Origin of the sequence: Nonomuraea jabiensis, from assembly GCF_014204795.1 — a bacterium.
Lineage (GTDB): Bacteria > Actinomycetota > Actinomycetes > Streptosporangiales > Streptosporangiaceae > Nonomuraea > Nonomuraea jabiensis.
In genome coordinates this window covers 3,536,024-3,554,323 of sequence record NZ_JACHMB010000001.1, presented here as the reverse complement: position 1 = coordinate 3,554,323, position 18,300 = coordinate 3,536,024, and the positions used below count along the sequence as shown (strand labels likewise).

The window sequence follows — 18,300 nt, the reverse complement described above, 5'->3', positions numbered from 1 at the left end:
GTCCTCGTGGCGTCACTGTTAGGCCCCGTCCACGAGACGTTAACGGCCAGAATGGCGGCGGCGGTGGCTGCGGCCGCCGCCCCCTGCCCCCCGAACAGCGACGACTGGTCGAACGCCGGCAGAGGCGAAAAACGCTGCGTGTTCAACAATATGTACGCCACCCGCCGCCGCATCAACAACGGCTTCTGCCTTACCGCCCGTCCCGCGCTCGGCACCTACATCTACCAACAGCCCAACGAGTGCAGCGCCGGCGGCGGCATCGAGTCCATTGGGCAGGCGCGCGCCATCAAGTACCTGAACGACCACCTCGGCGTCCCGCCGCCCGCACAGCCCGGCGCGATCATCAACCCGGACGTCCAATGGGAGACGTACCTCAACAACGGCCGCGATCGGCCCGACATCGTCTACTACGACCGGGTCGGCACCAGCTTCGCCGAGGTGGTCGAGGCCAAGGTCAAGGGCAACCCGGACTATGAGGGCTGGGGACGCCAGGTCGGCCGGTACGTCGCGGCGATCGCCGCCAATGGCGTCAACGGCGTCCGCGCCGGGGCGGTCCTCAACCGCTGGGGCGGCTACGAGGACTGGTTCCAGGTCTACGGCAAGGGAAAGACGTGCCCGCTCGGTGGCGGCGACAAGGGATACCAGCTGTCCACCTACAGAGCCACCTCGCCCGCCTCCGGCCTCCTGGACATCCGGGAGGTCAAGAAGGAGCGCAAGTGCGAGAGGCAGAAGGACCCGGCGGATCCCAACAGCCCGCCCGCCAAGATCCCGGTCGTGGACGAGGACGACGACGACTTCAAGTGGGAGCCCCCGGACTACCTTCTGCCGCTGATCAGGGGCATCCGGACCGTGGGTCCGACCACGCTCGCCCAAGACATCGGCGCCTATGGCAGCGTCGAACTCGCCGCGGCCGAGCTGACCGCTGAGATCGAGCTGTTCCTCGCCAGCCAGGCGGGCAGGGCGTTCCTGATCGACGCCGGCTTCGCCACGATCGAGATGGCGCTGGGGATCGGCGTAGTGGCGCTGGTCGGCCTCATCCTGTGGTGGTATTTCACCCACCACGGCAGTCTGGTGAAGGGCGAACCGCACTTCACCACCCCGGACGGCCTGGGCTACGACCTGCAGTCCGTCGGCGAGTTCATCCTCGCCCAGTCCGACAAGTGGAACCTGGAGATCCAGGGCCGGCTCAGCCCCGCCAGCGGCGGCAGGGACGTTTCGGTGATGTTCGACGCCGCGATGGAGGCCGGCGACCACCTGGTCGAGTTCCACGAGAACGACCTGTACATCGACAACCAGAAGCGCACGCTCGAAACCGGCCAGCTCCTCCATCTGGGCAAGAACGCGTTCATCCTGCGCAAGGACGACAAGTGGGCCGTCATGTTCGACGGTGTGGCCGGCCCTGCCCTGTCCTGGAGGAGGGGTGCCGCCAGCCTCTACGTGCCGCCGACCCCCGACAGTGACCTCATAGGCCTGCTCGGCGACGCCGACGGCAACCCGAAGAACGACCTGCGTCTGCGGGACGGCACCCAACTGCCCGCCAACGCCTCGCCGACCGTGCTGCACAGCAGCTTCGCCGACTCCTGGCGGATCGACGACAATGAGTCGCTGTTCACCTACGGTCCGGGCCAGAGCACCGCGACCTTCACGAACAAGCAGTTCCCGGCCAAGATCGTCTCGGTCGCCGACCTGACGCCCGAGCAGGTCCAGCTGGCGACCACTCAGTGCGAGGCGAACGGCGTCCCGGCGGGCCTCCAATTCAACGACTGCATCCTGGACATCGCGCTCACGGCGGACACTTCGTTCGCGAAGGCCGCCGCCGAGCAGACGAAACCCATCCTCGATCCGACCGCACAGACCGTCAACGAGGACGGGGACCTGCCGATCGACTTCCAGGGGGCGCTCAGCGCGAACGTGCGGCCGTCGCGGGTGTCGACCGATCCGGCGGTGAGCACGTTCGCCGGGCCGTTCAGCGGGACGGACTCGTACCGGTTCTACGCGCAGTCGCTACCGTCTCACAAGAGCGGGACGTTGAGCTTCGACCTGCTGGCCGTCGGCGACTGGGCGTCCGACTCCGACACCGAGACGGTCCAGGTCGAGACCGACCGCGGTACCCCCTACACGATCACGCCGAGTACGCTGACGCCCGTCGCGACCGGGAAACTCGCGACCGGCCTGCCGTGGGCCAAGTACCGGATCACGATGCCGGTCACCCACAACAAGAGCCAGATCGAGTTCAAGACCACGGCCAGCGGGGTGGCGGGCATCTCGAACCAGGCGTTCGGGATCGACAACGTCAACCTCGACCTGAACGTCACGCCGCCACAGACGTTCACGGTGTCGCTGCCGTTCACGGCCTCGGACGGCGTCCCGGCCGAGGGAGCGGGCAACCTGGAGACCGAGGTCGCGCGCGACGAGTACCAGTTCACGCTGGGCCAGCCGGGTTCGATCTTCGTTGACGCGCAGGAGTGCCCGGGACTCTGGTTCAACTGGGAGCTGTTCAACGCCGCGGGCGCGAGCGTCGCCACCAACTCTCTGTGCGGTGGCAAGCGCCTCGACAGCCTCGCGGCGGGCGCGTACCGGCTACGCGTCTCACCGCACGAGGACGAGTTCTGCGCCTACAAGCTCAGCGTGAGCACGATCGCGCCCGACGTCGTCAAGACCGCGGCGATCGGCGGGCCGAAGGTATCGCTGGAGACCACACAGCCGGGCCAGTACGGCACCTGGACGTTCGCCGGAACAGCCGGCCAGAAGGTCTCCTTCGAGTTCACCGACGGCACCCTTAGTTCGAGCACCGCCGCCACCCTGCGGGTGAAGCGACCAGACGGGGCCGTCCTGGCGTCGCAGAGCTGCGGCAAGACCTGCTTCATCGACACCGAGACCCTGCCTGTCACCGGCACCTACTCGGTGGTGTGGGATCCGAAGGACGCCAAGACCGGCTCGCTCGCGCTGCAACTGTTCGAGGTGACCGACCTCACGGGGACGGTCGCGCTCGGAGCGCCCTCCACACTGACGACCACGGTTCCCGGACAGGACGCGTACTGGTCGTTCGCCGGTAAGGCCGGGCAGCGGATCGCGTTCGGGGTCAGCGGGCTGACCAGCTCCGCCTACGCCTCGGTCCGTAAACCGGACGGAACGCCGCTGTACGGCTCCACCTACTGCTCGACGGCCTGCGCCTTCAACACCGTCACGCTTCCCGCGGACGGCACCTACACGATCATCGTCGATCCGACCGACGCGCGGCCGGGGCCGATGACGGCAGGGGTGATCGCGGGCGATGTCACCGGCACCCTGACCGTCGGCGGGGCACCGGTCAAGCTGACCACCACCGGGCCGGGGCAGAACGCCACCTGGTCGTTCGCCGGCACGGCCGGTCAGCGCATCGCGTTCGTCCTGACGGGCGGGACGTGGGACAACAACGGGTACGCGCGCGCCTCGGTGCGCAACCCGGATGGAACGGACCTGTTCAGCCCGGCCTACTGCAAGGCGTCGTGCGCGTTCGACACGGTCACGCTGCCGGTGACCGGAACGTACACGGTGGTCGCCGACCCGTACGGGGCGGCCGTGGGCTCGATCTCCGCGCAGGTCACCGCGGGCGACGTCACCGGCGCCCTGACCGCCGGCGGGGCACCGGTCAAGCTGACCACCACCGGGCCGGGGCAGAACGCCACCTGGTCGTTCGCCGGCACGGCCGGTCAGCGCATCGCGTTCGTCCTGACGGGCGGGACGTGGGACAACAACGGGTACGCGCGCGCCTCGGTGCGCAACCCCGACGGATCGGACCTGTTCAAGCCGGCCTACTGCCAGACGTCGTGCGCGTTCGACACGGTCACGCTGCCGGTGACCGGAACGTACACGGTGGTCGCCGACCCGTATGGAACGGCCGTGGGCTCGATCTCCGCGCAGGTCGTCGCGGGCGACGTCACCGGGACGCTCACACCGGGCGGCGCCGCGGTCAAGCTGACCACCACCGAGCCGGGGCAGAACCCGACCTGGTCGTTGGCAGGAAAGTCCGGGCAGCGGATCTCGATCACGATCTCGGGCGGAACGTTCACCAGCGCGCAGGCGTCGGTGCTCGGACCGGACGGCTCGGTCTTCCTGCCGAAGAAGTCCTGCTCCACCTCTTGTTTCTTCGATGCGACCGTACTGCCGGCGGACGGCACCTACCAGGTGGTGGTCGACCCGGCCGGCATCTACACCGGCTCGGCCTCCGCCCAGGTGAACCTCGTGGCGCAGGACGTGGCGGCGCAGGTCACCGTCGGGGGGCCGGCCTCCACGCTGACGACCACGATCGCCGGACAGCACGGTGTGTGGACCTTCGCCGGGACCGAGGGCCAGCAGGTGTCGTTCAACTTCACCGGTTCGACGTTCACCTCCAGCTCGGACGCCAAGGTCAAGGTCAAGAAGCCGGATGGAACCGACCTGGTCGCCGACACCCGCTGCGGCGTCAACTGCCTGCTCGAGCCGACCGTGCTGCCGGCGACCGGTACCTACACGGTCGAGCTCAACCCGCAGAACGCCAAGACGGGTTCGCTGGCCCTGCAGCTCTACACGGTGACTCACCTGACCGGCAGCGTCATTGTCGGAGGCGCCGCGTCCAGCCTCACGACGACGACGCCAGGCCAGAACGGAACCTGGTCCTTCTCCGGCACCTCCGGCCAGCTCGTCTCGTTGAACTTCACGGATGCGGATTTCGCCAGTACGACCGGCGCTCGGGTGTCGGTGAAGAAGCCTGACGGCTCCGTGCTGGTGGCGGCCACTTACTGCGGTCGTAACTGCTTCATGGAACCGATTGCTCTACCGGTCGCGGGTACCTACACGGTGGAATTCGACCCGCAGGATGGGAATGTCGGAAAGCTGACCGCTCAGCTCTACTCGATCACCCACCTGAGCGGCAACGTCACGGTCGGAGGCGCCGCGTCCAGCCTCACGACGACGACGCCGGGCCAGAACGGAACCTGGTCCTTCTCCGGCACCTCGGGCAAGCTCGTCTCGTTCAACTTCACCGACGCCAACTTCGCCAACACCACCGGCGCCCAGGTGACGGTGAAGAAGCCTGACGGCACCGTGCTGGTGGCGGCCACCTACTGCGGCCGCAACTGCTTCCTCGACCCGGTGGCCCTGCCGGCCACAGGCACCTACACCGTCGAATTCAACCCGCGAGACGAACAGGTCGGCAAGCTGACGCTGAGGACCTACTCTGTCGCCGACCTCTCTCCGGTGAACATCACCATCGGTGGCGCCACCTCGACCCTGACCACCATGACACCAGGCCAGAACGGAACCTGGACCTTCAACGGCACCGCCAACCAGAAGGTGACCCTCACCTTCACCAACTCCAGTTTCGGCAGCTCCATCGACGCCCAGGTATCGGTGAAGAAGCCCGACGGCACCGCATTGGGCTCCCCCACCTATTGCGGCCGCAACTGCACCATCTCCGCGACAACTCTGCCCGCCACGGGCACCTACACCATCCTCTTCGACCCCAAGGCCGAAAAGACCGGCGCCCTGACCGTCAAACTCGCGCTGGCGAGCTAACTCGGCACGACGAACCGGCGGCGTGGGCTCGATGGCGAAAGCCACCGAGCCCACGCCGCATTGGCACGGCCAGGACGGTCTGCTCGACCGGGCCATACGCCGGACCGCCGGTCAAGTTACGGTCCGAATGGCGGACGGGCCGCCCTCGCCCGTCCGGTGGGGCGATCAGCTTGACGTACGACCGGTCTACGTCTCGGACGAACTGGGCGGACTGAGGGGTTGCAGGTCACCGAGCACGCCCGCCGCATGATCTACACCTGTTTCAGCCTCGCCGAGCTCCAGCCCTACCGAACCCTGCTCCTGCGACAGTGGGCGCACATGCTCGGCTACGGGGGACACTGACAGGCCCGCCCTGGCTTCCGCGCCGAGCAAGCCCGGCCGATCACAGGCGCTCCGCCTCCCGATCCGGAGAAGACCGTGACGGTAGGCGAATGGCGCTATGCCGGAAGCGGCCACCGCCACGGAGAGGCTTTCTGGGCCGAGGTAGCCCGACAACGGACCGCCACCGCTCACAAGATCGCACGACAGCAAGCAGACGAGGACCGGTAGGGCCCGCGCCTCTAGACCTAGAGACATCACCTCTAGGTCTAGAGGCTCACCTAGAGGCACATCAGCTCCCTGACCAGGCACCTAGCGTCTAGAGGCTCCTAATCTCGCCGGGCCCCATCAGGCCAGATCACCCGCACGGGCACCTCCCGCCGCCGCGCCTCGGCCACCACGTCAGCAGTGCCGCCATAGCCTCGGGCCGGCTGCCCGTCCCAGACGGCGAACAACACATCGGCGTCGTCCAGCATCCGCGCACTGGCCGCCATGTGCGACTCCGCGGTGGACTCCACAAAGTCCAGCCTGTGAGTTCGGACCGCCCGGCCCAGCAACTCGTCGTACGTAGCCTGGTACTCGCCCGGCAGCCCGTCCCGATACTCCTTGGCCGGGATCACGGCTTCCAACGCACCACCGAGGTCGAGTACCGCACGAGCGAAGATCTGATCAGCCCCGTCCGCCAGACAGGACAACCCGGCGACTCCAGAACCGTACTCAGCAAGCGCCTCGCGTACCGCCCCGTCGATCAGTACGGCGGTCTCCTCCGGCAAGCCCCGATGACCGGATACAGCGATGCGAACCATGATCCCCCTAGATCAGAGTGGCGTGAAGACGCTCATCGAACGAGCGCAGAGCACCGGACGACGGCCCGGCATACGATCGGCGGAAGTTCTTGACCCGGTGCAGGACACGCTCGGAACCATACGTCGTCGCCACTGTAAGCGCATTGGACGCCAGATACAGCGCCTCGTCATAGCGTCCCGACATGGCCTCAGCCGTCGCTACTTCCGTCATGAGCACACCCCGCTGCTTCGCACCGGGCTGGGCCGACGAAAGCGACTCGTTGAACGCGGCAACGGCTTCGACCGGCCGCTTGAGCCGTACCATCACCAGAGCCCGATACCCCGCCAACTTGGCGTGATCGAACGGGAACACCCATGGCCAGGGCGGTGCGGCGACCCGCTCACCACCCCGTACCGCCGCCTCAGCCACACTCAACGCCTGAAGCGCCGACGCCTCGTCCCGCGCGGTCGCATGGCCGAGCGCTTCGAGACTCGACAGCCACGCACGAGCGATGGCCGGTGGCCGCTCACCGATCTCCCGCCGCGCCCGCGCCAAGAGATTCAGTCCGATCAGCGGGTCGTTGGCGTCAATCTCGAACGCGGCCAGACTGCCGATCATGTACGCCGCCAGCAGCGCATGGTTGGCCTGTCGTGCACTGTCGACGGCGCGACGGTAGTAGAGCCGCGCCGAACCGGTGTCCTGCATATCGGCATGCACCCAGGCTGCGAAGCCTGCCGCCTCGCTCAGACCGGCCCGGATCTCGTCAGCATGCGGAGACCGCGACGAGCGGCCGAGAACGCGGCCCGCAAGATCGACCTGGGCCACAGCCGGCCTGCTTAGTTCACGCGCAGGCGTGACCGCCTCCAACCGACGCTGGGCGCCGGTGATGCTGGTCAGCGTGGCAGCCGTCGTCTCATCCACATCGGGACGCTTGGGCAGGGCCACCCCCGCCAGCGCGGTCAACGCCAGCGCCTTGCCGAAATCTCTGCGCTTCGTCGGATCGTCATCCCCTCGGGCTCCGAATCGGAGCAAGTGAAGCGGCACCCCGATCTGGATGGATATCTCCCGAACCTGGTCCACAGTGAGCGGCTGACGACCACGCAACACCTTGGACACCCAGCTCTGGGAGTAGCCGACCGCCTCAGCTAACTGACCCTGCGTCCAACCGTTCGCCCGCCGCACCTCTTCGAGGATGGTCGCTAGATCGCACTCGGCGAGAGCGGCGGCCACAACTGGCCCGGACCAGAACTGCGGCGGTATCTGGGTCACAACGCTAGGTTAAGCCGCCGCCCTCGGCCGTACCGATATTCGTGACAGGAATAGCCCTACCACCAGCAGCACTAGCCCGTTCACCTGCGGTTTCGTGACAGCAACGCTCAGTACATGAACGCACTACCGCCTCACCCCCTGGCCGCCGCACAACAACTGATCGCGGCCCTTTCAGAGGAGGGAATCACGGCCGACGTCCATCGCGACTACGGCACTCCCATGGTGTCGGTCTGGGTCGGCCTGATCGTTTGGTGCGCGGACGGCACGTACTGGTGGCGCACCGGCTGGAACCCACGCAGACACCGAGCGATCTACGCAGGGCACCCCTTCACCCAGCCGACCCGCGCCGCCCACCGAGTCGCCCTCCGCTACACGGAACTGCGCATGTCGCATCCGCTCTCGTCACTGATCGCCGGGGCGCAGTCGTGTCTCTGACCGTGCAGCAAGTGCTCAGCAGATTCCCTGGCTGGCAGATCATCGACATGTCCGGAGGCTGGGTCGCCATGCGCATCAACTTCGTGCCGAGGGTCAGCGGTCTCTCCAACGTGCGTTGTGGGGAGACTTTGGAAGAACTGGCCGAAAATCTACACGCCGAGATCAGGAACCAGAAGTCACGGCAGCCTGCGGTAGGCAGGTAATTCGATGGCAACCCGACCCGGAGCACAGGGCCGTAAGGCCCGAGCACCGGACGCGGGGCGGCAGCCTCTTGGTCGCATACCGCCACGAGGCTGCCCACCTCAGCAATGATCGGACCGAGCACGCGCTGAAGTCACCTCCCGCTCCCCTTGTCGAGCAGCGGCGGGCTTGCGGGCCGACTATCGACATAACCGCTCGTCAGGCAACTCCCGAGCAACATCCTGCCTCAGGCCACAGCATAGAAGTGCAGCTGTGGACCGTTCTCGCAACCGACTAGCTACTTCGCGAGGAAGATACCGATCACCACGCTGCCAACTGTGAACGCCCCTGCGAATGTGGCTCCGCCCTTCATCAGAGCCATTGCTACAGAACTTCCATCGAGGTAGCTGAGAAACCCTGCGGTGACTGCTGCCAGGAGAGCCGCGAAGAAGACCGCTATCACCGCAAACACAAGCGCGAGTAGCGAGTTGTCTGCCACCTGCTCAAATCCCTTCGATCGTTGCCGTCGAAGGAGATCTTCACTGACCCAGCGGGTGCTGTTGTTCACATCGTACGATGATGAACATCTTTGAACATCCGTACGAGGAGCGACGTGGCCGAGCATGACTACTTGAGAGACCTCGGACACGAGTTAAGACGACTCATGGCGTCCAAAAATTGGAGTGTCCAGCAACTGGCTGACCGATGCGGCCGAGGCCGCACCATCATCAGTCAGGCGTTGAATTCCCAGAGCGGGAAGAAGCCGCCGACAGTCGCTACCGTCGTACAGATTGCACGGGCCCTCGGAGTCGATGCCAAGCCCCTGCTCGACATGAGGCGACGGGGAGAGACGCAAGCAAAGCAGCCACCCACTAGCGATCGCGACCTCAACGGTCGTCGGCGCTACGTTCAAGCTGCACGCAGTGCAACTAGCCCAGCAGGGCAGTACCTGTCTTCGACCCGCTCCGCCCGGAGAACCTTGCTCGCAGTGTTCAGTGGGCCTTGGAAACTACTCCTGCAGTCCAGCTAGGCCACGTGGCCCGTCTTGATCACGAAGGCATCTACGCGCTCTACTACGCTGGCGCATGTCCCCTCTACCAACCCGTGTCGTCTCCACTGTGCGAGACCCCCTTGTACGTAGGCTCGGCCTACTCCTCTCCAAGCTGGCGGTACACACGGTCGACTTCTGCCAGCAGGGGCGCGCTTCACTCCAAGCTCAGGCGACACCTCCAAACACTAGACGCGTGCGCCGACCTGGATCCCGCAGACTTTTACGTCCGATGCTTGCTGGTCGACGACCTGTTCGCTTCCAAGGCGGTGCGGCTAATGATCGACGATCACCAGCCGCTATGGAATGTCGTTGTCGAAGGGTTCAGTAATTACGCGCCCGGCGCGGGGCGTCGGGGGCCGCGCCCGCCCTGGCATGAGCTGCACCCCGGTGTCCCCTGGGCAGAGGTGTTGTCATCAGCATCGAAATCAGCCGACGGGCTCCGCGCTGCAGTCCATGAGCATCTCCTCAGGCAGCAGCAGCGCATGCGGCAAGAGACTCACCCCGGATCCGGCTGAGGGAGCCGTCCAGCGACCGATGGCATCTGGCGAGACGCACCGCTCAGCCACAGTCCGAGGCAGCGTCAGCGCGTGGGCGGTGCTGGCCGCGACCGGCCCCCAGGCCGCAGCGCGGCCAGCGACCGCCCGACGCGGCGGGCCGCCGCAGGCGGCTCGCCCTTGACCATGTAGTGAAGATTGTCGCCGCGCTTACTTGCTCTGCTCAGAGCTTGCATGCGCATCGCTGATGATCAGCTCGCCGATTCGGACTAGCCGCGCGACGTACGTTCGCCCCTCGCGCCGACGCAGACGCGGAAGCAGCGCCCGCAGATCACGGGCGCACTCCTTCACGATTCGCAGCTGACGATCGTTCAGCACGCCCCTCTGGCTCCCGACATAGCTGGTGATCGGGCCTGCTATGCAGGAATCCAGGTAGACGACCGGCCGATCGTAGATGTCCACGCCATGCAGGTCATCGGGGAAAGGCAGGCCCATGTGCTCCGCCCAGAGCACACAGACCTCGTCGAAGACCGCCTTGTTCACTCGCCAGCAGGCGCGATGCCGACCGGACAGGCCACCCCGGTGCCGCCGATCCCGCAGTAGCCGTTCGGGTTCTTGAACAAATACTGCTGGTGATAATCCTCCGCATAGTAGAACGGGCCCGCGGGGGCCAGCTCGGTGGTGATCTCGCCGTAGCCCGACTGCTTCAGGACCCGCTCGTACGCGTCCCGCGAAGCCTCCGCCGCCTTCTGCTGCTCCGGTGAGTGGTAGTAGATCGCCGACCGGTACTGCGTGCCCACGTCGTTGCCCTGGCGCATGCCCTGGGTCGGGTCGTGGGCCTCCCAGAAGACCTTCAGGAGCTCCTCGTACGACACCTTCGCCGGGTCATAGGCCACCCTGACGGCCTCGGTGTGACCCGTGAGGCCGGAGCAGACCTCCTCGTACGTCGGGTTGGGCGTGTAGCCGCCCTGGTATCCGACCGCCGTCGTGACCACCCCGGGCGTCTGCCAGAACTTGCGCTCCGCGCCCCAGAAGCAGCCGAGGCCGAAGTCGGCGATCTCGAGGCCCTCGGGCGGGGTGAGGGGGGCGTCGAGGACCGCGTGACGGGACGGGATCGGCATGGGGTCCGGGCGGCCGGGGAGGGCGTCCTCGGGTCGGACCATCGATGTCTTGTTGCCGCCGAACAGCCAGCCCATGGCACTACCTCCAGTAGGTCTCGTCCCAGAGTACATAGGCCCTAACGCTTTAGGAGCTCTACACATTTCCGTATAGTGATAGGCATTTGTGTTTAAAGGTGGTAATGGCCGAAGATGGGGTTCATGCCTGACCTTCGGCGCGGTGTCTTGTTCGGGATCGCCGCCTACACGATGTGGGGGCTCTTCCCCCTCTACTGGCCGCTCCTCAAGCCATCCGGAGCCGTTGAGATCCTCGCCCACCGGATGGTGTGGTCGCTGGTCGCCGTCGCGGCCGTGCTGGCGGTGCGCCGGCACTGGTCGTGGTTCCGGCCGCTGCTCAAGCAGCCCATGAAGCTGGGGCTGCTGGTGCTGGCGGCCATGGTCGTGACCCTCAACTGGGGCACGTACATCTACGCCGTCAACAGCGGGCACGTCGTCGAGAGCGCCCTGGGCTACTTCATCAACCCGCTCGTCAACGTGCTGTTCGGGGTGGTGCTGCTGCGGGAGCGGCTGCGGCCGATGCAGTGGGTGGCCGTCGGGTTCGGGGCCCTGGCGGTGCTGGTGCTGACGCTCGACTACGGGCGGCTGCCGTGGATCGCGCTGACGCTGGCGGTGAGCTTCGGCGTGTACGGGCTGCTGAAGAAGCGGGCCAACGTGCCGGCCACCGAGGGCCTCGCGATCGAGACCCTGGTGCTGATCCTGCCGGCGCTCGGCTACATCTTCTTCCTGCACGCCGACGGCCAGGGGACGTTCGCCGACCACGGACTCGGGCACGCCCTGCTGCTGGTCGGCGGCGGGGTCGCCACCGCCATCCCGCTGATCTGCTTCGGGGCGGCGGCCATCCGGGTGCCGCTCAGCACCATGGGGCTGCTGCAGTACATCGCACCGATGCTGCAGTTCGCGTGCGGCGTGCTGATCGCCAAGGAGACCATGCCGTCCAGCCGGTGGATCGGCTTCTCGATCGTCTGGCTGGCCCTGGCGATCTTCACGTACGACGGCTTCAGGGCGGCGCGCGCTGCGAAGCGGGTCAGGAAATCAGCCGGAACGCTGGACCACGTAGTCACATAGCGCCAAAAATGCGGACCTGGCGGGGATGTCGGGAAGGCCGGAGATGTCGGTACGGGCGCGGTCCACCCAGGATTCCAGCTCCGCCCGAGCCTGCGCCATCGCCGGGTCGGCGCGGAGCAGGGTCAGCGCCTCCTCCACATCCTCCTCGGCCACCGGCCCCGCCAGCAGCTCGCGCAGCCGCGACGGCTCCTCCGACGCCAGAGCGTACAGAACCGGGAGGGTCTTGATCCCCTCCCGCAGGTCGGTCCCCGGCGTCTTGCCCGACTGGGCGCCGGACGAGGCCACGTCCAGCAGGTCGTCACCGAGCTGCCAGGCCACGCCGATGGCCTCGCACGCGCGGCTGAGCCGCTCCTCGACGTCCGCGGGCGCGCCGGACAGCAGCGCGCCGAAGCGGCCGGAGGCGGCGATCAGGGAGCCCGTCTTGTCGGCGAGCACGCTCAGGTAGTGGCCGATCGGGTCCTCGCCGTCGCGCGGCCCGACGGTCTCGCGGATCTGCCCCTGGACGAGGCGGGAGAACGTCTGAGCCTGGATGCGGATCAGCTCGGGACCGAGGTCCGCGAGCAGGTCGGACGCCTGGGCGAACAGATAGTCGCCGGTGAGGATGGCCACGGTGTTGTCCCACCGGGCGTTGGCGGACGGGGAGCCCCGGCGGACCGGGGCCTCGTCCATGACGTCGTCGTGGTAGAGCGAACCCAGGTGGGTCAGCTCGATCACCACCGCGCCGGGCACGACCCCCGGCGCGGACGGGTCGCCGAACTGCGCGGCCAGCAGCACCATCAGCGTACGGAACCGCTTGCCGCCGGCCTCGATGAGGTGCTTGGACGCCTCCGTGACGAAGGCGTCCTCGCTCTCCACCGACGAACGCAGGAGCTTCTCGACCGCGGCCAGTCCGGTGGCCACGTCCTGCGCCAGCCGTTCGTCCTCGATGGGAAGGTCAACCACGGGAGGCGCAGACATACGAGATCCCCTTATCTGATGAACAGGCTGCGAGCAGCGTCGTTGGCAACACCGAGCACGGACTCCGGGTAGAGCCCCACTCCTACGGTAACCAGCAACGAAACGGCGATGACGGCCACGGTCCCCATACTGGGCACCGCGATCGCCGGACCGTCGGCCGCCGGCTCGCTGAAGAACATCAGCACGATCACGCGGACGTAGAAGAACGCGGCGATGGCCGAGGCCACCACACCCACCACGACCAGGCCGGCCATCCAGCCGCCCATCGAGTCGCCGGGCTGCGTGCCGCTGTTCAGGGCGGCGGCGAAGACGGCGTACTTGCCGAAGAAGCCGCTCGTCAGCGGGATGCCGGCGAAGGCCAGCAGGAAGAAGGCGAACACCCCGGCCAGCACCGGCGCGCGCTTGCCGAGCCCGGCCCAGCGCGACAGGTGCCCGGCCTCGCCGCCCGGGTCGCGTACGAGCGTGACCACCGCGAACGCGCCGACCGTCGTGATGCCGTAGACCGCCAGGTAGAACAGGATCGCCTTCAGGGAGACCGCGTTCTGCTGGGCGGAGCCGAACGTGGCCATCACGCCGACGAGCAGGAAGCCCGCGTGCGCGATGGACGAGTACGCCAGCATCCTCTTGATCTCGGTCTGCGTGATCGCCAGGATGGAGCCGACGATCATGGTCAGGGCGGCGACGCCCCAGATGATCGGCCGCCAGTTCCAGTCGAGGTTACCCAGACCCACCCAGAACACCCGCAGCACGGCGCCCACGGCCGCGACCAGCGTGCCGGAGGCCATGAGGGCGGTGATGGGCGTCGGAGCGCCCTGGTAGACGTCCGGCTTCCAGGCGTGGAACGGTGCCGCACCGATCTTGAACAGCAGGCCCACGCCGAGCAGCGCGAGGCCGAGCATCAGGATCGGGTCCAGCGAGGCGCTCCTGGCCATGGCCTCGTTGATGCCCGGCAGGGAGACGGTGCCGGCGAAGCCGTACACCATCGCGGTGCCGTACAGGAAGAAGGCCGAGGAGAACGCGCCCAGCAGGAAGTACTTCATGGACGCCTCCTGCGACAGGAGGCGGCGCCGGCGGGCCAGGCCGCACAGCAGGTAGAGCGGCAGCGACATGACCTCGAGGCCGACGAACATCATCAGCAGGTCGTGGGCGGCCGGGAAGAGCAGCATGCCGCCGACCGCGAACAGCACCAGCGGGTACACCTCGGTGTGCCCGCCGCCCGCGGCCTCGGCCTCCTCCTCGTCGGCGCTGCCGGGCACGGCCGCGGCCGAGGCGACGAAGTGGCCCTCGTCGTTGATCAGCAGCACGCACACGAACGACAGGACGAGGATGACGCCCCAGATGAACAGGGCGGGCCCGTCCACCGCGACGGCGCCCATGGCGACCGGGGCGGTGGGCACGTTGCCGCGCAGCACCTGCACGAGCACCAGGGCGAACGCGCCGAACAGGCTCAGCAGGGTGAGCGGGACGTGGATCGACTTACGCAGGTATCGCGGCGCGAACGCCTCGACGAGCACTCCGATGACGGCCGCGCCGAACACCACCAGCAGCGGCGCCAGCGTGCCGTACTCGATTGTCGGCGCTGGGATGGAGTTCACTGACCTGTCCCCTTCTCAGCGATGGTGGAGGTGGGCACCTTCACGTTGGTCAGCGTCTGGTGCACCGACGGGTTGATCACGTCGAGCAGCGGCTTGGGGAAGAAGCCGAAGCCGATGATCAGGGCGACCAGCGGAGCCAGCACCCAGATCTCGCGGGCGTTCAGGTCCTTGAACGCCTTGACCGGCTCGGCCGTCGGCCCGTTCATGGTCCGCTGGACCATCCACAGGATGTAGACGGCGGCGAGGATGACCGCCACCGCGGCGACCACCGCGGCCACCGTCAGGGCGCCCGACCCGTGGGCCTGGCTGGAGTACGTGCCGATCATGACCATGAACTCGCTCACGAACGAGGAGAGCCCCGGCAGCGACAGACCGGCCAGACCGGCGACCAGGAAGAAGCCCGCAAGCACCGGTGCGACGCTCTGCACGCCTCCGTAGTCCCCGATGAACGGCGAGCCGCGCCTGGCGATGAGGAAGCCCGCGGCCAGGAACAGCGCGCCGGTGGCGAAGCCGTGGTTGACCATGTAGAGGGCCGCGCCGGACTGGGCGACCGACGACATGGCGAACACGCCGAGCACGATGAACCCGAAGTGGGAGATCGACGTGTACGCGATGAGCCGCTTCATGTCGGTCTGCCCGATGGCCACGATGGCGCCGTAGATGATGCTGATGACCGCCAGTACGACGATCGGCATCGTGAACGCCTTGGCCGCGTCGGGGAACAGCTCCAGGCAGAAGCGGAGCATCCCGAACGTGCCGACCTTGTCCAGCACGCCCACCAGCAGCACGGCGGCACCGGCCGGAGCCTGCGCGGCCGCGTCGGGCAGCCAGGTGTGCACCGGCCAGAGCGGCGCCTTGATCGCGAAGGCGATGAAGAAGCCCGCGAACAGCCACTTCTGCATGGCCGGGTCCTGCACGACCCCGATCAGCTCGGGGAACATGAAGGTCTTGCTGCCGCCGACCACGTAGAGCCCGATGACCGCGACCAGCATGAGCAGGCCGCCGAACAGCGAGTACAGCAGGAACTTGACGGCCGCGTAGGACCGCTGGGCGCCGCCGTACGACCCGATCATGAAGTACATCGGGATCAGCATGGCTTCGAAGAACACGTAGAAGAGGAAGATGTCGGTCGCCGCGAAGACGCCGATCATCATCGTCTCGAGCACGAGCAGCAGCGAGAAGTACGTCTTCACCGACCGCTTGGGCGTGATGAGCGTGCCGTCGGCGGTCTTGACGCCGTCGGCGTCGTGCCAGGAGGCCAGCACCACGATCGGCACCAGCACCACCGAGAGCGCGATCAGCACGAGCGCGACGCCGTCCACGCCGACCCCGAACTTCACGCCGAAGCTCGGGATCCAGTTGTACTCGGCGGTGAACTGGAAGCGCGGACCGGTCGGCTTGAACCCGGCGGCCATGACACCCGTGAGGACCAGCGTCAGCAGCGAGACCAGCAGGGTGACCTGCTTGGCCAGCTTGTCACTGCCCTTGGGAAGCAGGGCCACCACGATGGCGCCCACCACGGGCACCGCCATGAGTATCGGAAGCCAGGGTGACATCAGAGGTTCCCAACGAGGAGCAGGGCGCCGGTCAGCAGGGCGGCACCGATGAAGATGGACAGCGCGTACGTTCTGGCGAAGCCCGTCTGGAGCCTCCGCATGCGCCCCGAGGTGCCCCCGATGCCCGCGGCCAGGCCGTTGACCAGCCCGTCGATGCCCCGGTTGTCGAAGAACACCGCGATGCGGGTCAGCCACTGGCCGGGGCGCATGAAGAGCGACTCGTTGATCGCGTCGCCGTAGAGGTCACGGCGGGCGAACGTGGTGAGGAACGAAGCCCGCGGCTGCACGGCGGGCACCTCGGCCCGGCCGTACCTCATCCAGGCGAAGGCCGCGCCGACCGCGACGAGCGCGAGGGTGGCGAGACCGGGCGTGCTGGTGAAGTCGAAGTGCGGCGCGGGTCCGTCGCCACCGACAGCGGGCTTCAGGAAGTCGTACAGAGTCCCGTTCAGCACCAGGTAGCCGCCCAGCCCGATCGAGCCGATCGACAGGATGATCAGCGGCCAGGTCATGACGGCCGGCGACTCGTGCGGGTGGGCGTCCTCGGCCCAGCGCTTCTCACCGAAGAAGGTCATGAAGACCATCCGCGACATGTAGAAGCCGGTGATGCCCGCGCCGAGCACGGCCAGCCAGCCCAGCACCGGCTGGTGGTGGACCGCGGTCTCGATGATGCCGTCCTTGGTGAAGTAACCGGACAGCAGCGGGAAGCCAATGATCGCCAGGTAGCCGATGAAGAAGGTCACGAAGGTGACCGGCATGAACTTGCGCAGCCCGCCGAACTTCCGCATGTTCACCTCGTCGTTCATGCCGTGCATGACCGAACCGGCGCCGAGGAACATGTTGGCCTTGAAGAAGCCGTGCGTGATCAGGTGACCGATCGCGAACGCGTACCCCGCGGGGCCGAGGCCCGCGCCGAGCATCATGTAGCCGATCTGCGACATCGTCGAACCGGCCAGGCCCTTCTTGATGTCGTCCTTGGCGCAACCGATGATCGCACCGGCGAGCAGCGTGGCCGCGCCGACGATGGCGACGGCGAGCGCCGCGCCCGAGCCCTCGGGGAAGAAGAACGCCCCCGAGCGGACCACCAGGTAGACGCCGGCGGTGACCATGGTCGCCGCGTGGATCAGGGCCGACACGGGGGTCGGGCCCTCCATGGCGTCCAGGAGCCAGGACTGCAGCGGGAGCTGGGCGGACTTGCCGCACGCGCCGAGGAGCAGCAGCAGGCCGATGGCCAGCATGGTGCCGTTCTCCTGGCCCGGCGTGATCTGCTCGCCGAGGGTCTTGAACGTCAGCGTGCCGAACGTGGTCCAGATGAGGAACATGCCGACCAGCAGGCCGAAGTCACCGACGCGGTTGACGACGAACGCCTTCTTCGCCGCGACCGCCGCCGACGGCTTGAACTGCCAGAACCCGATCAGCAGGTACGACGCCAGACCGACGCCCTCCCAGCCGATGAACAGGCCCACGTAGTTGTCGGACAGCACCAGCAGGAGCATCGCGGAGACGAACAGGTTCAGGTATCCGAAGAACCTGCGCCGGTGCTCGTCGTGCGACATGTAGCCGATCGAGTAGATGTGGATCAGCGAACCGACACCGGTGATCAGCAGCGCGAAGCTGATCGACAGCGGGTCGATCAGCAGCCCCATCTTCACCATGCCGGGGATGAAGTCGTAGAGCTCGACCGCCCTGCGGCGCTGCTCTTCCCCGAACCCGACGAGCTCGAAGAACGCCAGCACCGCCACGACGAACGAGGCGAGGGACATGGCCACGCCCAGCAGATGGCCCCAGCGGTTGGTGAACCGGCCCAGCACCAGCAGGATGGCCGCCCCCACGAGAGGGAGGGCGATCATCAGCCAGGAGACCCCGATCACGCCGCCGGTGTGC

15 protein-coding genes are annotated in these 18,300 nt (G+C 67.2%); 6 read left to right on the top strand and 9 right to left on the bottom strand.

Annotation, left to right across the window (positions count from 1 at the left end; genetic code table 11):
* The first annotated feature begins 138 nt into the window (after positions 1 to 138).
* Positions 139 to 5,535 carry a VWD domain-containing protein gene (locus tag HD596_RS16020; protein ID WP_185070008.1) on the top strand — a complete coding sequence of 1,799 codons (5,397 nt, stop codon included), beginning with the start codon at positions 139 to 141 and terminating at the stop codon, positions 5,533 to 5,535.
* Positions 5,536 to 5,754: 219 nt separating this feature from the next.
* Positions 5,755 to 5,877: a hypothetical protein gene (locus tag HD596_RS63765; RefSeq protein ID WP_281398246.1), complete on the top strand. Its 123-nt coding sequence runs from the start codon at positions 5,755 to 5,757 to the stop codon at positions 5,875 to 5,877.
* A 305-nt stretch (positions 5,878 to 6,182) separates the two neighbouring features.
* Here the strand turns inward: HD596_RS63765 and HD596_RS16015 are convergent, their stop codons facing one another.
* Together HD596_RS16015 and HD596_RS16010 are read right to left on the bottom strand one after the other, a co-directional pair.
* A complete protein-coding gene (locus HD596_RS16015) occupies positions 6,183 to 6,626 on the bottom strand; it encodes a hypothetical protein (protein WP_313044213.1) in 444 nt (147 codons plus the stop codon).
* 40 nt (positions 6,627 to 6,666) lie between these two features.
* Positions 6,667 to 7,908 carry a helix-turn-helix domain-containing protein gene (locus HD596_RS16010; protein WP_313044211.1) on the bottom strand — a complete coding sequence of 414 codons (1,242 nt, stop codon included), beginning with the start codon at positions 7,906 to 7,908 and terminating at the stop codon, positions 6,667 to 6,669.
* A gap of 114 nt (positions 7,909 to 8,022) precedes the next feature.
* On the opposite strand from HD596_RS16010, the gene HD596_RS16005 reads away from it, so the two are divergent.
* On the top strand, positions 8,023 to 8,343 hold the full coding sequence (locus HD596_RS16005) for a hypothetical protein (RefSeq protein WP_185070006.1): 321 nt from the start codon (positions 8,023 to 8,025) through the stop codon (positions 8,341 to 8,343).
* 478 nt (positions 8,344 to 8,821) lie between these two features.
* Here the strand turns inward: HD596_RS16005 and HD596_RS16000 are convergent, their stop codons facing one another.
* Positions 8,822 to 9,091 (bottom strand): hypothetical protein, encoded by a 270-nt coding sequence (locus HD596_RS16000; RefSeq protein WP_185070005.1) that lies wholly within the window; start codon positions 9,089 to 9,091, stop codon positions 8,822 to 8,824.
* Between the two features lie 45 nt (positions 9,092 to 9,136).
* Here HD596_RS16000 and HD596_RS65640 point away from each other — a divergent pair, with 45 nt between their 5' ends.
* Positions 9,137 to 9,553, top strand: coding sequence for a helix-turn-helix domain-containing protein (locus tag HD596_RS65640; RefSeq protein ID WP_185070004.1), 417 nt, complete (start codon positions 9,137 to 9,139; stop codon positions 9,551 to 9,553).
* A 5-nt stretch (positions 9,554 to 9,558) separates the two neighbouring features.
* Positions 9,559 to 10,089 carry an Eco29kI family restriction endonuclease gene (locus HD596_RS65635; RefSeq protein WP_185070003.1) on the top strand — a complete coding sequence of 177 codons (531 nt, stop codon included), beginning with the start codon at positions 9,559 to 9,561 and terminating at the stop codon, positions 10,087 to 10,089.
* Positions 10,090 to 10,278: 189 nt separating this feature from the next.
* Here the strand turns inward: HD596_RS65635 and HD596_RS15985 are convergent, their stop codons facing one another.
* Both HD596_RS15985 and msrA read right to left on the bottom strand, forming a co-directional pair.
* Positions 10,279 to 10,611: a hypothetical protein gene (locus HD596_RS15985; protein WP_185070002.1), complete on the bottom strand. Its 333-nt coding sequence runs from the start codon at positions 10,609 to 10,611 to the stop codon at positions 10,279 to 10,281.
* Complete coding sequence (gene msrA / locus HD596_RS15980) at positions 10,608 to 11,264, bottom strand: peptide-methionine (S)-S-oxide reductase MsrA (protein ID WP_185070001.1); 657 nt, start codon at positions 11,262 to 11,264, stop codon at positions 10,608 to 10,610. Before msrA ends, HD596_RS15985 begins: the two co-directional genes overlap by 4 nt.
* A gap of 123 nt (positions 11,265 to 11,387) precedes the next feature.
* Between msrA and rarD the strand changes: the two genes are divergently transcribed.
* Positions 11,388 to 12,311, top strand: a complete 924-nt coding sequence (gene rarD, locus HD596_RS15975) for an EamA family transporter RarD (protein ID WP_185070000.1) — start codon at positions 11,388 to 11,390, stop codon at positions 12,309 to 12,311.
* Here rarD and HD596_RS15970 read toward each other — a convergent pair.
* From HD596_RS15970 to nuoL, 4 genes are read right to left on the bottom strand one after another with little or no spacing between them, the layout of a single operon-like run.
* Entirely contained in the window at positions 12,279 to 13,268 is a 990-nt protein-coding gene (locus HD596_RS15970; RefSeq protein ID WP_185069999.1) for a polyprenyl synthetase family protein, read from the bottom strand. The two genes, rarD and HD596_RS15970, sit on opposite strands and share 33 nt — an antisense overlap.
* An 11-nt stretch (positions 13,269 to 13,279) precedes the next feature.
* The gene (gene nuoN, locus HD596_RS15965) at positions 13,280 to 14,863 is read right to left on the bottom strand and encodes an NADH-quinone oxidoreductase subunit NuoN (protein ID WP_185069998.1); all 1,584 of its coding nucleotides are present in this window, start codon (positions 14,861 to 14,863) and stop codon (positions 13,280 to 13,282) included.
* A complete protein-coding gene (locus tag HD596_RS15960; RefSeq protein WP_185069997.1) occupies positions 14,860 to 16,419 on the bottom strand; it encodes an NADH-quinone oxidoreductase subunit M in 1,560 nt (519 codons plus the stop codon). Before HD596_RS15960 ends, nuoN begins: the two co-directional genes overlap by 4 nt.
* A complete protein-coding gene (gene nuoL, locus HD596_RS15955; RefSeq protein WP_185078506.1) occupies positions 16,419 to 18,266 on the bottom strand; it encodes an NADH-quinone oxidoreductase subunit L in 1,848 nt (615 codons plus the stop codon). The genes HD596_RS15960 and nuoL overlap by 1 nt, the downstream gene beginning before the upstream one ends.
* Positions 18,267 to 18,300 lie beyond the last annotated feature (34 nt).